This window comes from Pseudomonas sp. Pseusp9 (assembly GCF_059491265.1).
This window is the reverse complement of record NZ_CP168500.1, coordinates 365522-379583: the sequence shown is the minus strand read 5'-3', so window position 1 is coordinate 379583 and position 14062 is coordinate 365522. Positions and strand designations below refer to the sequence as shown.

The 14062-nt window shown below is 62.8% G+C and carries 14 protein-coding genes; all 14 read left to right on the top strand.

Going from position 1 to position 14062, the window contains the following annotated elements; all coding sequences use genetic code 11:
• Window positions 1–95 precede the first annotated feature (95 nt).
• The 14 genes from ACEN8E_RS01635 to ACEN8E_RS01570 are packed head-to-tail and all read left to right on the top strand — an operon-like array spanning window position 96 to window position 14058.
• Window positions 96–830: a glycosyltransferase family 2 protein gene (locus tag ACEN8E_RS01635; RefSeq protein WP_495591173.1), complete on the top strand. Its 735-nt coding sequence runs from the start codon at window positions 96–98 to the stop codon at window positions 828–830.
• The gene (locus tag ACEN8E_RS01630) at window positions 827–1768 is read left to right on the top strand and encodes a lysophospholipid acyltransferase family protein (RefSeq protein ID WP_495591172.1); all 942 of its coding nucleotides are present in this window, start codon (window positions 827–829) and stop codon (window positions 1766–1768) included. Before ACEN8E_RS01635 ends, ACEN8E_RS01630 begins: the two co-directional genes overlap by 4 nt.
• Window positions 1749–3293, top strand: coding sequence for an HAL/PAL/TAL family ammonia-lyase (locus tag ACEN8E_RS01625; protein WP_495591171.1), 1545 nt, complete (start codon window positions 1749–1751; stop codon window positions 3291–3293). The genes ACEN8E_RS01630 and ACEN8E_RS01625 overlap by 20 nt, the downstream gene beginning before the upstream one ends.
• Window positions 3286–3711, top strand: a complete 426-nt coding sequence (locus ACEN8E_RS01620; RefSeq protein WP_495591170.1) for an acyl-CoA thioesterase — start codon at window positions 3286–3288, stop codon at window positions 3709–3711. The genes ACEN8E_RS01625 and ACEN8E_RS01620 overlap by 8 nt, the downstream gene beginning before the upstream one ends.
• Window positions 3708–4412: an outer membrane lipoprotein carrier protein LolA gene (locus ACEN8E_RS01615; RefSeq protein WP_495591169.1), complete on the top strand. Its 705-nt coding sequence runs from the start codon at window positions 3708–3710 to the stop codon at window positions 4410–4412. Before ACEN8E_RS01620 ends, ACEN8E_RS01615 begins: the two co-directional genes overlap by 4 nt.
• Window positions 4396–6735, top strand: coding sequence for an MMPL family transporter (locus tag ACEN8E_RS01610; protein WP_495591168.1), 2340 nt, complete (start codon window positions 4396–4398; stop codon window positions 6733–6735). The genes ACEN8E_RS01615 and ACEN8E_RS01610 overlap by 17 nt, the downstream gene beginning before the upstream one ends.
• Window positions 6735–7892 (top strand): sodium:proton antiporter, encoded by a 1158-nt coding sequence (locus ACEN8E_RS01605; protein ID WP_495593261.1) that lies wholly within the window; start codon window positions 6735–6737, stop codon window positions 7890–7892. The genes ACEN8E_RS01610 and ACEN8E_RS01605 overlap by 1 nt, the downstream gene beginning before the upstream one ends.
• Window positions 7879–9126, top strand: a complete 1248-nt coding sequence (locus ACEN8E_RS01600; RefSeq protein ID WP_495591167.1) for an NAD(P)/FAD-dependent oxidoreductase — start codon at window positions 7879–7881, stop codon at window positions 9124–9126. Before ACEN8E_RS01605 ends, ACEN8E_RS01600 begins: the two co-directional genes overlap by 14 nt.
• Window positions 9123–9848 carry a class I SAM-dependent methyltransferase gene (locus ACEN8E_RS01595; RefSeq protein WP_495591166.1) on the top strand — a complete coding sequence of 242 codons (726 nt, stop codon included), beginning with the start codon at window positions 9123–9125 and terminating at the stop codon, window positions 9846–9848. Before ACEN8E_RS01600 ends, ACEN8E_RS01595 begins: the two co-directional genes overlap by 4 nt.
• Window positions 9848–10456 carry a hypothetical protein gene (locus tag ACEN8E_RS01590; RefSeq protein WP_495591165.1) on the top strand — a complete coding sequence of 203 codons (609 nt, stop codon included), beginning with the start codon at window positions 9848–9850 and terminating at the stop codon, window positions 10454–10456. Before ACEN8E_RS01595 ends, ACEN8E_RS01590 begins: the two co-directional genes overlap by 1 nt.
• A complete protein-coding gene (locus ACEN8E_RS01585; protein WP_495591164.1) occupies window positions 10453–11649 on the top strand; it encodes a beta-ketoacyl-[acyl-carrier-protein] synthase family protein in 1197 nt (398 codons plus the stop codon). Before ACEN8E_RS01590 ends, ACEN8E_RS01585 begins: the two co-directional genes overlap by 4 nt.
• Complete coding sequence (locus ACEN8E_RS01580; RefSeq protein ID WP_495591163.1) at window positions 11646–12107, top strand: hotdog family protein; 462 nt, start codon at window positions 11646–11648, stop codon at window positions 12105–12107. Before ACEN8E_RS01585 ends, ACEN8E_RS01580 begins: the two co-directional genes overlap by 4 nt.
• Window positions 12104–12832 (top strand): 3-oxoacyl-ACP reductase FabG, encoded by a 729-nt coding sequence (fabG, locus tag ACEN8E_RS01575; RefSeq protein WP_495591162.1) that lies wholly within the window; start codon window positions 12104–12106, stop codon window positions 12830–12832. The genes ACEN8E_RS01580 and fabG overlap by 4 nt, the downstream gene beginning before the upstream one ends.
• Window positions 12832–14058, top strand: coding sequence for a beta-ketoacyl-ACP synthase (locus tag ACEN8E_RS01570; protein ID WP_495591161.1), 1227 nt, complete (start codon window positions 12832–12834; stop codon window positions 14056–14058). Before fabG ends, ACEN8E_RS01570 begins: the two co-directional genes overlap by 1 nt.
• Window positions 14059–14062 lie beyond the last annotated feature (4 nt).

Below are 14062 nucleotides of genomic sequence, written 5' to 3'. Positions count from 1 at the left end.
TCGCTCCCACATGAGGTCTGCGGTGCTCGCTAATCCAGTGTGGGAGCGAGCCTGCTCGCGAAGCAGACGCCTCGGTCTTTCAGGTGCACACCAACATGCATAGCCCCTGCGCCATCGTCCCGGTGTACAACCACGAAAGCGCCATCACCACGGTGGTCGACGCCCTGATCGCCAGTAACCTGCCGTGCATTCTGGTGGACGATGCCAGCAGTCCGCGCTGCGCCCGGGTGCTGGATCGCCTGGCCCAGCGGGAAATGGTTTACCTGATCCGGCTCGCCGAAAACCAGGGCAAGGGTGGTGCAGTCATGACCGGCATGCGCGAAGCGTCGCGCCTGGGTTTCAGCCATGTCTTGCAGGTGGATGCCGATGGCCAGCATGACTTGCAGGACATCACACGCTTCATCGAACAATCACGCCGCCACCCACGAGCGGTGATTTGCGGTTATCCGCTATATGACGCCAGCGTGCCGAAAGGCCGTTTGTATGCGCGCTACCTGACTCACGTCATGGTCTGGATCAACACCCTGTCGTTGCAGATTCGCGACTCCATGTGCGGTTTCCGGGTTTACCCGTTGCCACCGGTTCTGGCGTTGATCGAGTCAGCGAAAATCGGCAAGCGCATGGACTTCGACTCGGACATCCTGGTGCGCCTGGCCTGGCGCAATCAGCCAATGCAATGGCTGCAAACCAGAGTCCATTACCCGTTGGACGGCGTTTCACATTTTCGTATGCTCCACGACAACGTACTGATTTCCAGCATGCACACGCGGCTGTTCTTCGGCATGTTGCTGCGAGCGCCAGTGATCCTCTGGCGACGGTGGCGGGCATGAGCACCGACAAGCAACACTGGGCCGACCGCGAAGAGCGCGGCAGTTTCTGGCTGATGAAGCTCACCGCATTCGGCGCCAAAGTGCTGGGCCGGCGCCTGCTGAGCCCGCTGTTGTATGGCATCGTCCTGTACTTTTTCCTGTTCGGCCGCAGCGCTCGCAAAAGTGCCTGGCAATACCAGCAACGCCTCGCCGACTGGAGCGGTCGCAGCGAGCTGCGCCCGAACCACTGGCGCGTGTTCGGCCAGTTCATGGCCTTCGCCGATTCCATGCTCGACAAACTCGATGTCTGGAACGGCAGGCTGAGCATCGAACAGATCGAAATCGTCGACCCGGCGCTGCTGCGCGACCAGTTGCGCGGTGCCCGCGGGCAGATGCTGGTGGGCGCGCACCTGGGCAATCTGGAAGTCTGCCGTGCACTGGCGGAGCTCGGTGAGAAAGTCACGATGAACGTGCTGGTGCATACCAAGCACGCCGAACAGTTCAACCGTTTGCTGGGTGAAGCCGGGGCAACCAATTTACGCCTGATTCAGGTCAGCGAACTGGACCCCGGGATCATGCTACAACTGAGTGAACGCCTGGAGCGTGGCGAGTGGCTGGCGATTGCCGGCGACCGCGTACCGCTGCACGGCGGGCGCAGCGTGACCGTGGATTTCCTCGGTCATCCGGCCAGGTTCCCCCAGGGTCCCTGGCTGCTGGCCGGCCTGCTGAAATGCCCGATCAACCTGCTGTTGTGCCTGAAAAAGCCCGACGGCGACTATCGACTGACCATTGAACCGTTCGCTGACGCCATCACCTGGAAGCGCAGCGATCGCGAGCAGGTCATTCATCAGTGGGCCACCCGCTATGCGGAGCGCCTGAGTCACTATTGCCTCGAAGCGCCCCGACAATGGTTCAACTTTTACCCTTTCTGGAAGACCGATGACGACGCCAACGCTTGAGCCGGTAACCTTCGGCGAACTCCCTTTGCGCATCGAAGACGTGCTGGCCCTGGCCAACCGCCAGGCGCCGACGCAGTTGCAGAGCGACCCTGAGTACCGTGAACGCATCGCCAAGGGCGCGCGCTTTCTGGACTCTCTGCTGGACAAGGAAGGCGTGATCTACGGCGTGACCACCGGTTATGGCGACTCCTGCGTGGTCGCGGTACCGCTGCACCACGTCGAGGCGCTGCCCCGTCATCTGTTTACCTTCCACGGCTGCGGGCTGGGCAAACTGCTCGACGCCCAGGCCACCCGTGCGGTATTGGCCGCGCGTTTGCAGTCGTTGTGCCACGGTGTTTCCGGGGTGCGCGTGGAACTGCTGGAGCGCCTGCAGGCGTTCCTTGAACACGACATCCTGCCGCTGATCCCGGAGGAAGGTTCGGTGGGCGCCAGCGGTGACCTGACGCCGCTTTCGTACGTTGCCGCCACACTGTCCGGCGAACGCGAAGTGATGTTCCGCGGCGAACGCTGGCAGGCTGCCGACGTGCACCGCGAACTCGGTTGGCAGCCACTCGTGCTGCGCCCGAAAGAAGCCCTGGCATTGATGAACGGCACCGCCGTGATGACCGGTCTGGCGTGCCTGGCTTACGCCCGCGCCGATTACCTGCTGCAACTGGCCACGCGCATCACCGCGCTCAATGTCGTCGCCCTGCAAGGCAACCCGGAGCACTTCGACGAACGCCTGTTCGCCGCCAAGCCACATCCGGGGCAGATGCAGGTCGCCGCGTGGTTGCGCAAGGATCTGGCCATCGATGCGCCGACCGCGCCGTTGCATCGCCTGCAAGACCGTTATTCCCTGCGCTGCGCACCCCATGTGCTGGGCGTACTGGCCGACAGCCTGAACTGGCTGCGCTCGTTCATCGAGATCGAGCTCAACAGCGCCAACGATAACCCGATCATCGACGCCGAAGCCGAGCGCGTGCTGCACGGCGGGCACTTCTACGGCGGGCACATCGCGTTCGCCATGGACAGCCTGAAAAACCTCGTGGCCAACGTCGCCGACCTGCTGGATCGGCAACTCGCGCTGCTGGTGGATGAGCGCTACAACCATGGCTTGCCGAGCAACCTGTCCGGCGCCACGGCAGACCGCGCCATGCTCAACCATGGTTTCAAGGCCGTGCAGATCGGTACCAGCGCCTGGACCGCCGAAGCGCTGAAGAACACCATGCCGGCCAGCGTCTTTTCGCGTTCCACCGAATGCCACAACCAGGACAAAGTGAGCATGGGCACCATCGCCGCCCGGGATGCGATCCGCGTGCTGGAGCTCACCGAGCAGGTGGCGGCCGCCACGCTGCTGGCGGCCAATCAGGGCGTCTGGCTGCGCAGCCAGGCCGAAGATGCACGCCCACTGCCACCCGCTTTGGCCGCCATGCACGAAGCGCTGGCCAGGGATTTCCCGCCGGTCATCGAAGACCGCGCGCTGGAAGGCGAATTGCGCCTGTGCCTGCAACGCATCGCCGAACAACACTGGAGGTTGCATGCGTAGCAAGGGATTCCTGCACACCGACACGGAAATCGTCGTACCGTTCTTTGACGTCGACAGCATGCACGTGGTCTGGCACGGCCATTACGTCAAATACCTGGAAGTCGCCCGCTGTGCGCTGCTGGACAGGATCGGTCACAACTACACGGCAATGAACGAGTCAGGTTATGCGTGGCCGGTGATCGACCTGCAATTGCGCTACGTGCGCGGCGCGGTGTTCGGCCAGAAACTCAACGTGCGCGCCAACCTGGTGGAGTGGGAGAACCGATTGAAGATCAACTACCTGATCAGCGATCTGCAAACCGGTGAGCGCTTGACCCGGGCCATGTCGATACAGGTCGCCGTCGACCTCGCCAGCCGCGAGATGCAACTGGCCTCGCCGAAGGTCTTTACCAATGCTGTCGAAAGGGCCCTGCCATGATGTTCTGCCATCCCCGCTCCCCTGTAGGAGCGAGCTTGCTCGCGATGGTCGTTAACGATAACGCTGGGCACCTGACACCCCGCGCTGCTCTCAGGTTTTTCGCGAGCAAGCTCGCTCCTACAGTGTTTTGCGTGCTACTGGGTATTCCCGGGCTGGCCAACGCCTTCGACCTGCAACAACTCAGCAATCAACTGGCCAGGCCCGAAGTCATCCACGGCAATTTCATCCAGGAAAAACACCTGCGCGCCCTGCCCCAGCCGCTGGTCAGCAAGGGCACGTTCGTCCTGGCAAAAAACCACGGCTTGTTGTGGCTGCTGAAAACGCCACTGCAACAGGACTATCGCATCAACGCCAAAGGTATTGCCCGGCGTGACGGTATTGTCTGGCAAATGCTGCCGGGCAAAAGCGCCGGTGCCGAGCAGAACCGTTTGTTCCTGGCCGTGCTGCAAGGCGACAGCAGCGGCCTGCAACGGGATTTCGAGCTATCCCTGAGCGGCGATGCGCAGAACTGGAAGCTCACGCTGGTGCCGCGCTCGATGCTGCTCAAGCAGGTGTTCAACCAGATCAACATTGCTGGCGCAGAACTGGTGCACAGCATCGAACTGCTCGAAACCCAGGGCGACAGTACCTTGTTGCGCATGCAGGACAGCACCGCCACCCAACCATTGAGCGACTCGGAGCAACATGACTTTGCCGAGTGAACGGTTCCTGCCACGGCTGTTTCTGATCCTGCTGCTGGCAGTGCTCGCGCTCGCCGGTTGGCAATGGCGTGACGGCGCGCCGCTGTCGGCCAATCTGATGGAACTGGTGCCCGGCACGGCGCCCGATGCCCTGGAGCTGCGCGCCGAACAGCGCATGCAGGAACCACTGAATCGCGAAATGCTGGTGCTGGTCGGCCACACCGATCGCCAGCAGGCCGTCGCCATGGCGCAAACCCTCGGCGAGCAATGGCAGGCCAGCGGATTGTTCGAAAAGGTCCAGTGGACCCTGCAAGCCGACTTGCCGGCGTTGCGCACGCAATTGCTGCGAGGTCGTCTGGCGATGCTCTCGGCGGCGGACCGACAATTGCTGGTCGATCACCCTGATCTCTTTGTCCAGCAACGGGTGCAGGCCTTGTTCGACCCGTTCAATGGTTACAGCCTGGTGCCGAGCCAGGATGACTGGCTGGGCCTGACCGGGCGCATCCAGAACAGCCAGCCGCAACGCGGTTCGGTGCAACTGGACATCGGCAGCGGCGCCTTGATTGCCGATGCCGATGGCAAGAGCTGGGTGTTGCTGCGTGCGCGCACCACCGGCAACGCCTTCGACATGAGCCTGCCGCTGCAAGTGGCCGGCCTGCTCAAGCACAGCCGCGAAGAAGCCTCACGGCACGACGTGCAACTGCTCGCCGCCAGCGGCTTGCTGTACGCAGCCAACGGGCAGCAGCAGGCCACCCGGGAGATGACCTGGGTCGGTGGCGGTGCCACCCTCGGGATTCTGTTGTTGCTACTGCTGGCCTTCCGGCGCTGGCGCGTCTTGCTGGCATTCGTGCCGGTGCTGGTGGGCATGCTCTTCGGGGCGGTGGCCTGCGTGGCGTCGTTCGGCCATATGCACGTAATGACGCTGGTGCTGGGCTCGAGCCTGATCGGTGTCGCGGTCGATTACCCGTTGCATTACCTGTCCAAGAGCTGGAGCCTGAAACCCTGGCACAGCTGGCCCGCCCTGCGCCTGACCTTGCCCGGGTTGACTTTGAGCCTGATCACCAGCGGTATCGGCTACCTGGCCCTGGCCTGGACACCCTTCCCGGCGCTGACCCAGATCGCCGTGTTCTCTGCTGCCGGCTTGCTCGGCGCCTATCTGTCGGCCGTGTGCCTGCTGCCGGCCTTGCTCAAGGGCGTGGACCTGCGCCCGGCGCAATGGCCATTGCGTGTTTGCGAGCTTTTGCTTGGCTGTCGTGAAGCGCTGCTCAGACAGGCGAAAACACCGGTCCTGCTGGCGTTGCTCATCGCCTTTTGTGTGGGCGGCCTGTTACAGCTGAGCAGCAAAAACGACATCCGCCAGTGGATCGGCGCACCTCAACAATTGACCGACGAAGCCCGGACCATTGCCCGGATTACCGGCTATCAACCCACCAGCCAGTTCTTCCTGATACGTGCCGCCAATCAGCAGCAACTGCTCGAACGCCAGAACGCGCTGCGCGAACGACTGGATCAATTGATTGGCCTGGAAAAGCTCCAGGGTTATCTGTCGCTCAATCAACTGGTCAGCCCGCCGAACGAACAGCAACAGGTACGCGAAGCGTTGAACAGACTGCCGTCGTTCTGGCAACCGTTGCTCGACATCGGCATACCGGGCGAGGCGCTGCAAGCCGAGCTGGCGAAGTTACAGGCATTGCCGACCGTGGACATCGACGCCGCGCTCACCGGCCCGTTGGCAGAACCCTACCGGCCCCTGTGGCTGGGGCCGACCGAAGATGGCGTGGCGGCAATGGTCAGTCTGCAAGGCATCAACAACCCGGCCCTGTTGCGGCTCCAGGGTGAGGATCTGCCCGGCGTGACGCTGGTGGATCGGCTGGGTGAATTGAACGATGTCTTTGCGGCCACCCAAATCAGTGCCGCAGAACTGAAACTCGCCTCCTGCGTGCTGATCGTGCTGGTGCTGATCCTGCCCTTCGGCCTCGGCGGTGCGCTGCGCATCGTGTCGCTGCCGCTGCTGGCAGCGTTGTGCAGCCTGGCCAGCCTCGGCTGGCTGGGGCAGCCGTTGACCCTGTTCAGCCTGTTCGGCCTGCTGCTGGTGACGGCGATCAGTGTCGATTACGCGATCCTGATGCGCGAACAGGTCGGCGGCGCGGCCGTGAGCCTGTTGGGCGCCTTGCTGGCAGCGTTGACCACCTGGCTGTCGTTCGGCCTGCTGGCGGTGTCGAGTACCCCGGCTGTGAGCAACTTCGGACTGTCGGTGAGCCTGGGCCTGATCTTCAGCTTCCTGCTCGCGCCATGGGCCGGTCGACAGGTGCATGAACCCGCAGCCGTGGAGCGTGCAACGTGATGGTCGTGCTGTTCTGGGCGATGGCGCTGGCGTTGTTCGCTGTGGCGACCCGTGTCGGCCGCCATTTCGGTTTGATTCCCATCGTCAGCCAGTTGTTGCTGGCGACCCTCGGCTTGCCGCTGTTGATGTATTTCTGGATCGAGCCCCACTGGCAATTGAGCGGTGCGCAACTGGTGTCGCCGGGCTGGTTGAAGAACGCCTACAGCCTGAGCTTTGCCCTGTTGCTGGGCTACATCCTCAGCGATGTGATCGACCTGCAACTGGATCGCCAAAGCCTGAAAATCGCCCTGCCCAGCTTTTGCGTCCCGTTTGCCTGTGGCCTGGCCACGGCCGTCTTGTGGTTGCCACCGCAACCGTGGATCAGCTCGCTGGCCGTCGGCCTGTTGTTCGCCATCACCGCGATTCCGGTGTTGTATCTGTACCTGCGGCACATCGATTACCCACCTGCCGCCACCCGGCGCCTGGTGCAAACCGCAATCCTCATCGACCTCGCCTGCTGGACCCTGTTCGGCATTGCCCAGGGCAGCCTGCACCTGAGCAGCCTGTTGCTGCCACTGGCCGGCGCATGCCTTCCGGTACTGCTGCGGTTGCTGGGCCTGCGCCAGACGTGGCTCTACAGCCTGGGTTTTTTCGCCCTGCTGGTGGTCGCTGAACACTACAAGCTCAATGCGCTGATTTTCGGCATCGGTTATGTGTTGATCATGGCCGCACTGAAGGCGCCGCTGGTGCTGCCGTTGCCGGCCGTGTGGATGAGCCGTTTGCAGACGTACATCGCCATCCCGCTGATCCTCACGTTCGGCATCGTGCAGATCAACGTGCACAGCGCGATGGACAGCCTCGGCTGGATGCAATTGGCGGCCCTGCTGCTGTTGCCACTGCTTAGCAAACTGCTGGGCAACTGGCTCGGCCTCGGCTGGGCCGGGGCCTCGTTCAAAGGCGCCAGCCGCTGGCGGGAAAGTGTGCTGCTGAACATCCGCGGCTTGAGCGAGATCGTTTTTCTCAACCTGCTGCTGCAACAGCAACTCATCAGCCCGCCGCTGTACTTTGCACTGATGCTGATGGGCCTGATCGCAACGCTGCTACCGGCCCTGACCGGCATGCACCGAATCCCCCTGAAAACCGCAGTTCCGGCAAGGAGCCCCCATGCCAACCGTTGAAATGGAAATTCGCCAGGTCGTGGTCATCGGCGCCGGTCCTTCCGGGGCCATCGCCGCCGCATTGCTCAAGCGCAAGGGACACGATGTGCTGGTGATCGAGCGTCAGCATTTTCCACGGTTTTCCATCGGTGAAAGCCTGTTGGCCCATTGCCTGGATTTCGTCGAAGAAGCGGGCATGCTCGACGCCGTCAACGCCGCCGGCTTCCAGCTGAAAACCGGTGCCGCGTTTGCCTGGGGTGAACGTTACAGCGCGTTCGATTTCAGCGAGACGTTCAGCCACGGCAAATCGACGACATTTCAGGTCCAGCGCGCCGATTTCGACAAGCTGCTGGCCGATCAGGCCACGCTGCAAGGCGTGGAGATCCGCTATGGCGAGACCATCGTCAGCGTCGACATCGATCCGGAAAAACCGCAGCTCGGCGTGCGCCGCGAAGACGGCAGCGAGTACCGCATCGAGGCTGGTTTCCTGCTCGATGCGAGTGGCTATGGCCGCGTGCTGCCGCGTTTGCTCGACCTTGAGGCGCCGTCGAATTTCCCGGTGCGCCAGGCCGTGTTCACGCACGTTGAAGACCGTATCGACCACCCGGCCTTCGACCGCAGCAAGATCCTCGTGACCACTCATCCGACCCTGCGCGACGTGTGGTTCTGGACCATCCCGTTCAGCAACGGGCGCTGCTCGGTCGGCGTGGTTGCCGCCGAGGAACGTTTCGCCGGCCGCAGCGACAACCTGGACGAGTGCCTGCGCGGCTTTATCGCCGAAACGCCAAGCCTGGCCGGCGTGTTGCAAAATGCACAGTGGGACACCGCGGCCCGAACCATCGGCGGTTACTCGGCCAACGTCAAAACCCTGCACGGCCCGGGCTTCGCGCTGCTGGGCAATGCCGCGGAGTTCCTCGACCCGGTGTTTTCCTCCGGTGTGACGATCGCCATGCGTTCGGCGAGCATGGCCGCCGGCGTATTGCACCGCCAGTTGCAAGGCGAGGCCGTCGACTGGCAAGCCGAGTTCGCCGAACCGCTCAAACGCGGCGTCGACACGTTCCGTTGTTATGTCGAAGGCTGGTACGCCGGGACCTTCCAGGATGTGATTTTCCATGAGAGCAGTTCGCCGGAAATCCGTGGGATGATCAGTTCCATTCTTGCCGGATATGCCTGGGACTCACGCAACCCGTTCGTCAGCGAAGCCCGGCGGCGATTGAAGGTAATATCGGAATTCTGTGCAAGGGACGCGTCATGAACGACTTGAGCGACACCTACGTCGAGGAAACCCGTTTCGGCTTGTGGTTCCTGCGCAGCCGGATCTGGCAACACTATGTGCTGCGGGCGGCAATCAACGATTTGTGCAACCTGTTCAGCGAAGCGCTACCTGCCGGCCCGGTGCTGCTGGATGCCGGTTGTGGCCAGGGCAAGTCATTCCCGCTGCTGCGCCAGGCCTTTGCGCCTGCTCGTCTGATCGGTATTGATGCCGACCCGCAAAGCCTGGTCCAGAGCGCCGAAGAAGCGGCCCGCCAGGGCATGGAAGTGGAGTTGATCGGCAGTGACTGCGCCAGCCTCAAGCTGCCGGACGCCAGTATCGACCTGCTGTTCTGTCACCAGACCTTCCATCATCTGGTGGAGCAGGAACAGGCCCTGGCCGAGTTCTATCGCGTGCTCAAGCCCGGCGGTTATCTGCTGTTCGCCGAATCCACCGAGGCCTACATTGATACCTGGGTGATCCGCTGGTTGTTCCGCCACCCCATGCACGTGCAGAAAAGCGCTGCGCAGTATCTGCAAATGATTCGCCGGCAGGGTTTCGAATTTACCGAGCAAAACGTGTCTTATCCGTATCTGTGGTGGAGTCGTGCCACGGATTTCGGCCTGCTGGAACACTTGGGTGTGTGCAAGCCGAAACCCTTTGGCCAACGGGAAGAAACCCTGGTCAATGTGGTCGCGCGCAAACCTTTTGAAGGAATTGTGTGATGTTCATTGCCAGTCGCTCACAACGCTATCCCTGTGGGAGCGAGCCTGCTCGCGAAAGCGGTGTGTCAGTCAACATTGATGCTGCATGTGCCACCGCATTCGCGAGCAGGCTCGCTCCCACATGGCTCGCTGGCATTTTGCTACTCAGCATGACCCTGCTACTCAGCGCCTGCACCAGCCGGGCACCATTGCCCGGAAAAATTCCGGATCTGCCGTTGCCGATGCAACTGCACATCCAGCGCCTGCAGGACGACAAACGGCAGGACTGGGTGCTGGTGATCCAGCGCGAAGAGCCGGGTATTCGCTGGTCGATGATGGACCTGCTGGGCATTCCCCTGGCTCGCCAGAAACTGATCGACAAAACCTGGGAGTCCGATGGCTTTTTGCCGCCCAACCCGGAAGCCCGGGAGCTGTTCGCGGCGCTGTTGTTTGCGCTGACGCCGAAGGATGAACTGGCGACCAACTATCCCACTGCCTGGCAGCACGGCACACAACGCTCCCTGCCTGAGCGCTGGGACATACGCTACGCACAACTGCAGAATTTTGAATTGAAGCTTGCGAAAGGTCCGACCTATCAAGTCACGCCCCTGAGCGGTGAAGCGCCATGACGGCTTACCTCAATGCCCTCGGACTGGTCTGCGCGCTGGGCCGCGACAGGCAGGAGGTTGCCCGCAACCTGTTTGCCGGCGACTGTGGCGGCATGCACGAACAAGCCGGCTGGGTGCCGCAACGCACGCTGCCGGTTGGAGCGGTCCAGGGCGAACTGGCAACCGTTCCAGCCGACATGTCGCACCATCACAGCCGCAACAATCAGCTGCTGCTGGAAGCCACGCTGCAAATCCGCCCGGACATCGACAGCGCGATCCAGACCTACGGCCGCGATCGCATCGGTGTCGTGCTGGGCACCAGCACCTCGGGTATCGACGAGGCCAGCCAGGGCCTGGCGCATTACCTGCGCGAAAAGCAGTTCCCTGCCGAGTACGACTATCAGCAACAGGAACTCGGGGCGCCGGCCAATTTCCTCGCCGAGTGGCTGCAATTGAGCGGCCCGGCCTATGTCATCTCCACGGCTTGCACCTCCAGTGCCCGAGCCCTGATGAGCGCCCAGCGCCTGTTGGACCTGGGCATTTGCGACGCGGTGCTGTGCGGCGGCGTCGACACCTTGTGCAAACTGACCCTTAACGGCTTCTCGGCGCTGGAAGCGGTCTCGCAACAGCGTTGCAATCCGTTTTCGGTGAACCGCAATGGCATCAACATTGGCGAAGCCGCTGTGCTGTTCCTGATGACCAGACATGCAGGCGACAGCCAGCCGATTGCCTTGCTCGGCAGCGGCGCCAGTTCCGATGCGCATCATATTTCCGCTCCGGAGCCAACAGGGCGTGGCGCCTTGCAAGCCATGCGCAAGGCCCTGAGCCGCGCCAACCTGCAACCGCAGCAGATCGCTTATCTGAACCTGCACGGCACTGCCACCCAGCATAACGACGCCATGGAAAGCCAGGCCGTGGCAACGCTGTTCCCGGCCGGCGTGCCCTGTTCGTCGAGCAAACCCATGACCGGCCACACTCTCGGCGCAGCCGGGGCGCTGGAAGCGGCGTTTTGCTGGTTGAGCCTGAGCCCGGACAATCGCGAGCATGCCCTGCCGCCGCACGTCTGGGACGGGCAGCCCGACCCCGAACTGCCGCCGCTGCAATGGGTGACCCCGGCCACTCGCCTGACGTCCATTGCACCCCGCTACCTGATGAGCAATTCCTTCGCCTTCGGTGGCAACAACGTCAGCCTGATTATCGGAGACGCCCCATGATTGACTGGCCGCTCGCCGAACTGCTGCCCCACGCTGGCGACATGATCCTTATCGATCAGATCCTGGCGTTCGATGAGGAGCAGATTCACACCCGCCTGACCGTCAAGCCCGATGGCCTGTTCAATCTCCCCGACGGCAGCCTGCCGGCCTGGGTCGGCATCGAACTGATGGCCCAGAGCGTGGCCGCCTTCGCCGGCTGCCAGGCGCGTCAGCGCGGTGATGCGGTGGAATTGGGCTTCCTGCTCGGCAGCCGCAAATTCGAATGCAACGTGGAAAGCTTCCCGGCCGGCACCGAATTGACCATCCACGGGATCCGCTCGCTGGAAGACGATAACGGCATGGGCGTGTTCGAGTGCCACATCAATGCCCAGGGCATCCACGCCACCGCCCGTCTGAACGTGTATCGCCCACCCCAGGCCGCTCAATATCTCCATGAACCCGAAGGAGTCCAGTCATGACTGAATCCGTACTGGTCACCGGTTCCAGCCGTGGCATCGGCCGCGCCATCGCCTTGCGCCTGGCCCAGGCCGGGCACGACATCGTGCTGCATTGCCGCAGCGGCCTGGCCGACGCCGAAGCCGTCAAGGCCGAAATCGAGGCCTTGGGCCGTCGTGCGCGTATCCTGCAATTCGACGTGGCCGACCGCGCCCGCTGCAAAGAGATCCTCGAAGCCGACGTGGAAACCCACGGTGCCTATTACGGCGTGGTGCTCAACGCCGGCCTGACCCGCGACGGTGCTTTTCCGGCCTTGAGCGAAGACGACTGGGATGTGGTGATGCGCACCAATCTCGATGGTTTCTACAACGTGCTGCACCCGGTGATGATGCCGATGATTCGTCGTCGCGCCGCCGGGCGGATTGTCTGCATCACCTCGGTGTCGGGATTGATCGGCAACCGTGGCCAGGTCAACTACAGCGCCTCCAAGGCCGGGTTGATCGGCGCGGCCAAGGCATTGGCGATTGAGTTGGGCAAGCGCAAAATCACCGTCAACTGTGTCGCACCCGGCCTGATCGACACCACCATGCTCGACGAAAAAGTGCCGCTGGAAGAACTGATGAAAATGATCCCCGCACAACGCATGGGCACCCCTGAAGAGGTGGCCGGTGCGGTGAATTTCCTGATGTCGGCGGAAGCCTCGTACATCACCCGGCAGGTTCTGGCCGTCAACGGAGGCCTGTGTTGATGAAGCGCGTCGTCGTCACCGGCATGGCCGGCATCACCTCATTGGGCAGCGATTGGGAGACCATCGCCGGCAACTTCGCAGCCAACCGCAGTGGCATCCGCCGGATGGACGAGTGGGATCGTTTCACCGAACTCAACACGCGCCTGGCTGGCCCCATCGATGACTTCAAGGTGCCCAGCCACTGGACCCGCAAACAACTGCGCAGCATGGGCCGGGTTTCGCGGCTGGCTGTGGGTGCGGCGGAGATGGCGCTGGCCGACGCCGGCCTGCTGGGTGACGAGTCGATCAAGGACGGGCGCATGGGCGTTGCCTGCGGTTCCTCGACCGGCAGTACCGACGAGATCAAGGCGTTCGGCAACATGCTGCTCAACTCGGTGGCCGAAGGCCTGAACGCCAACTCCTACGTGCGCATGATGCCGCACACCACCGCGGCGAACATCAGCATCTTCTTCGGCCTCACCGGGCGCCTGATTCCCACCTCCAGCGCCTGCACCAGCGGCAGCCAGGGCATCGGCTACGCCTACGAAGCCATCAAGTTCGGGCGCCTGCCGCTGATGCTCGCCGGCGGTGCCGAAGAACTGTGCCCGACCGAAGCCATGGTCTTCGATGCGCTCTACGCCACCAGCCTGAAAAACGACACCCCGCAACGCAGCCCACGTCCCTACGACAGCGCACGCGACGGCCTGGTGATCGGCGAAGGCGGCGGCATGCTGGTGCTCGAAGAACTGGAACACGCCCTGGCCCGTGGCGCACGCATCCATGCCGAAATCGTCGGTTTCGGCAGCAACGCCGACGGCCAGCACACCACCCGCCCCGAACAAATCACCATGCGCCGCGCCATGGAACTGGCCCTGGAAGACGCCGGGCTGAAACCTTCGGACATCGGCTACGTCAACGGCCACGGCACCGCCACCGAACAGGGCGACATCGCCGAAACCCAGGCCACCAGCAGCCTGTTCGGCGAGCACATGCCGATCAGCTCGCAAAAAAGCTTCCTCGGCCACACCCTCGGCGCCTGCGGAGCGCTGGAATCCTGGTTCAGCATCGAAATGATGAACCGCGACCTCTACGTGCACACCTTCAACCTCGACGAAGTCGACCCGCACTGCGGCAAACTCGACTACCTGCGCGGCGAGTTCCGGCAGATGAGCAACCGGTACGTGATGAACAACAACTTTGCGTTTGGCGGGGTTAATACGTCACTGATTTTCAAGCGCTGGCCGTAACCTG

Excerpts from the sequence above, each read along its gene's own strand:
- ACEN8E_RS01635 (WP_495591173.1), top strand. The coding sequence starts at position 96 with ATGCATAGCCCCTGCGCCATCGTCCCGGTGTACAACCACGAAAGCGCC.
- ACEN8E_RS01630 (WP_495591172.1), top strand. The coding sequence starts at position 827 with ATGAGCACCGACAAGCAACACTGGGCCGACCGCGAAGAGCGCGGCAGT.
- ACEN8E_RS01625 (WP_495591171.1), top strand. The coding sequence starts at position 1,749 with ATGACGACGCCAACGCTTGAGCCGGTAACCTTCGGCGAACTCCCTTTG.
- ACEN8E_RS01620 (WP_495591170.1), top strand. The coding sequence starts at position 3,286 with ATGCGTAGCAAGGGATTCCTGCACACCGACACGGAAATCGTCGTACCG.
- ACEN8E_RS01615 (WP_495591169.1), top strand. The coding sequence starts at position 3,708 with ATGATGTTCTGCCATCCCCGCTCCCCTGTAGGAGCGAGCTTGCTCGCG.
- ACEN8E_RS01610 (WP_495591168.1), top strand. The coding sequence starts at position 4,396 with ATGACTTTGCCGAGTGAACGGTTCCTGCCACGGCTGTTTCTGATCCTG.
- ACEN8E_RS01605 (WP_495593261.1), top strand. The coding sequence starts at position 6,735 with ATGGTCGTGCTGTTCTGGGCGATGGCGCTGGCGTTGTTCGCTGTGGCG.
- ACEN8E_RS01600 (WP_495591167.1), top strand. The coding sequence starts at position 7,879 with ATGCCAACCGTTGAAATGGAAATTCGCCAGGTCGTGGTCATCGGCGCC.
- ACEN8E_RS01595 (WP_495591166.1), top strand. The coding sequence starts at position 9,123 with ATGAACGACTTGAGCGACACCTACGTCGAGGAAACCCGTTTCGGCTTG.
- ACEN8E_RS01590 (WP_495591165.1), top strand. The coding sequence starts at position 9,848 with ATGTTCATTGCCAGTCGCTCACAACGCTATCCCTGTGGGAGCGAGCCT.
- ACEN8E_RS01585 (WP_495591164.1), top strand. The coding sequence starts at position 10,453 with ATGACGGCTTACCTCAATGCCCTCGGACTGGTCTGCGCGCTGGGCCGC.
- ACEN8E_RS01580 (WP_495591163.1), top strand. The coding sequence starts at position 11,646 with ATGATTGACTGGCCGCTCGCCGAACTGCTGCCCCACGCTGGCGACATG.
- fabG (WP_495591162.1), top strand. The coding sequence starts at position 12,104 with ATGACTGAATCCGTACTGGTCACCGGTTCCAGCCGTGGCATCGGCCGC.
- ACEN8E_RS01570 (WP_495591161.1), top strand. The coding sequence starts at position 12,832 with ATGAAGCGCGTCGTCGTCACCGGCATGGCCGGCATCACCTCATTGGGC.